The 3164-nt window shown below is 53.8% G+C and carries 1 rRNA gene; it reads right to left on the reverse strand.

Annotated elements, in window-relative coordinates:
- Positions 1–99 precede the first annotated feature (99 nt).
- A 23S ribosomal RNA gene (locus tag EH228_RS18845) occupies positions 100–3005 on the reverse strand.
- Positions 3006–3164: the final 159 nt, after the last annotated feature.

Raw genomic sequence — 3164 nt, forward strand, 5'->3', positions numbered from 1 at the left:
CGGACCTCAGTCCGCAGAACAGCTAAATTCTTTATCCGCTAACAAGCTGAAAATTCTCTGTCTGTCTCTCAACACCCACCAGAACGCTTCTGGTGTTGTAAGGTTAAGCCTCACGGGTCATTAGTACCGGTTAGCTCAACGCATCACTGCGCTTACACACCCGGCCTATCAACGTCGTCGTCTTCAACGTCCCTTCAGGGGTCTCTGGGACCCAGGGAGAACTCATCTCGGGGCAGGTTTCGTGCTTAGATGCTTTCAGCACTTATCCCTTCCGCACTTAGCTACCGGGCAGTGCCATTGGCATGACAACCCGAACACCAGCGGTGCGTTCACTCCGGTCCTCTCGTACTGGGAGCAACCCCCCTCAGTTCTCCTGCGCCCACGGCAGATAGGGACCGAACTGTCTCACGACGTTCTAAACCCAGCTCGCGTACCACTTTAAACGGCGAACAGCCGTACCCTTGGGACCTGCTTCAGCCCCAGGATGTGATGAGCCGACATCGAGGTGCCAAACACCGCCGTCGATATGAACTCTTGGGCGGTATCAGCCTGTTATCCCCGGAGTACCTTTTATCCGTTGAGCGATGGCCCTTCCATTCAGAACCACCGGATCACTATGACCTGCTTTCGCACCTGTTCGAGCCGTCACTCTCACAGTCAAGCCAGCTTATGCCATTGCACTAACCTCACGATGTCCGACCGTGATTAGCTGACCTTCGTGCTCCTCCGTTACTCTTTGGGAGGAGACCGCCCCAGTCAAACTACCCACCAGACACTGTCCCCACGCCGGATTACGGCGCCAGGTTAGAACATCAAACATTAAAGGGTGGTATTTCAAGGATGGCTCCACGCAGACTGGCGTCCACGCTTCAAAGCCTCCCACCTATCCTGCACATCAAGGCTCAATGTTCAGTGTCAAGCTGTAGTAAAGGTTCACGGGGTCTTTCCGTCTTGCCGCGGGTACACTGCATCTTCACAGCGAGTTCAATTTCACTGAGTCCCGGGTGGAGACAGCCTGGCCATCATTACGCCATTCGTGCAGGTCGGAACTTACCCGACAAGGAATTTCGCTACCTTAGGACCGTTATAGTTACGGCCGCCGTTTACCGGGGCTTCGATCAGGAGCTTCTCCTTACGGATAACCCCATCAATTAACCTTCCGGCACCGGGCAGGCGTCACACCGTATACGTCCACTTTCGTGTTTGCACAGTGCTGTGTTTTTAATAAACAGTTGCAGCCAGCTGGTATCTTCGACTGCCTTCGGCTCCACCCGCAGGGGGTTTCACCTGATGACAGCGTGCCTTCTCCCGAAGTTACGGCACCATTTTGCCTAGTTCCTTCACCCGGGTTCTCTCAAGCGCCTTGGTATTCTCTACCTGACCACCTGTGTCGGTTTCGGGTACGATTTCGTGTTACCTGGAGCTTAGAGGCTTTTCCTGGAAGCAGGGCATCTGTTACTTCAGCACCGTAGTGCCTCGTCATCACGCCTCAGCCTTACAGCACTCCGGATTTGCCTGGAATGCCAGCCTACACGCTTAAACCGGGACAACCGTCGCCCGGATAACATAGCCTTCTCCGTCCCCCCTTCGCAGTAACACCAAGTACAGGAATATTAACCTGTTTCCCATCGACTACGCCTTTCGGCCTCGCCTTAGGGGTCGACTCACCCTGCCCCGATTAACGTTGGACAGGAACCCTTGGTCTTCCGGCGAGCGGGCTTTTCACCCGCTTTATCGTTACTTATGTCAGCATTCGCACTTCTGATACCTCCAGCAAACCTCACAGTCCACCTTCAACGGCTTACAGAACGCTCCCCTACCCAACAACACTTGCGTGCCGCTGCCGCAGCTTCGGTGCATGGTTTAGCCCCGTTACATCTTCCGCGCAGGCCGACTCGACCAGTGAGCTATTACGCTTTCTTTAAATGATGGCTGCTTCTAAGCCAACATCCTGGCTGTCTGGGCCTTCCCACATCGTTTCCCACTTAACCATGACTTTGGGACCTTAGCTGGCGGTCTGGGTTGTTTCCCTCTTCACGACGGACGTTAGCACCCGCCGTGTGTCTCCCGTGATAACATTCTCCGGTATTCGCAGTTTGCATCGGGTTGGTAAGCCGGGATGGCCCCCTGACCGAAACAGTGCTCTACCCCCGGAGATGAATTCACGAGGCGCTACCTAAATAGCTTTCGGGGAGAACCAGCTATCTCCCGGTTTGATTGGCCTTTCACCCCCAGCCACAAGTCATCCGCTAATTTTTCAACATTAGTCGGTTCGGTCCTCCAGTTAGTGTTACCCAACCTTCAACCTGCCCATGGCTAGATCACCGGGTTTCGGGTCTGTACCCTGCAACTTAACGCCCAGTTAAGACTCGGTTTCCCTGCGGCTCCCCTATTCGGTTAACCTTGCTACAGAATACAAGTCGCTGACCCATTATACAAAAGGTACGCAGTCACACCATTAAGGTGCTCCCACTGCTTGTACGTACACGGTTTCAGGTTCTGTTTCACTCCCCTCGCCGGGGTTCTTTTCGCCTTTCCCTCACGGTACTGGTTCACTATCGGTCAGTCAGGAGTATTTAGCCTTGGAGGATGGTCCCCCCATATTCAGACAGGATATCACGTGTCCCGCCCTACTCTTCGAACTCACAACAACTGCACCTTCGTGTACGGGAGTTTCACCCTGTATCCTGCGACTTTCCAGACGCTTCCACTGATGCAACTGATGATGATGGTTCCGGGCTCTTCCCCGTTCGCTCGCCGCTACTGGGGGAATCTCGGTTGATTTCTTTTCCTCGGGGTACTTAGATGTTTCAGTTCCCCCGGTTCGCCTCGCAACACTATGTATTCATGTTGCGATGATGCACCGTAGTGCACCGGGTTTCCCCATTCGGGTATCGTCGGGTATAACGGTTCATATCACCTTGCCGACGCTTATCGCAGATTAGCACGCCCTTCATCGCCTCTGACTGCCAGGGCATCCACCGTGTACGCTTATTCACTTAACCTCACAACCCACAAGCGTCCCGAAGGACTGCATGTCGTTGTCAGCATTTGAGAGACCCGTACATGTCGTCTTCTCCATCCTGCCTGCGCAGAACGGAAACAACATGCCGTTTTTCAATTTTCAGCTTGTTCCGGATTGTTAAAGAGCAATATCTCACTTC

This window comes from Erwinia endophytica, from assembly GCF_009295515.1.
GTDB lineage: Bacteria > Pseudomonadota > Gammaproteobacteria > Enterobacterales > Enterobacteriaceae > Erwinia > Erwinia endophytica.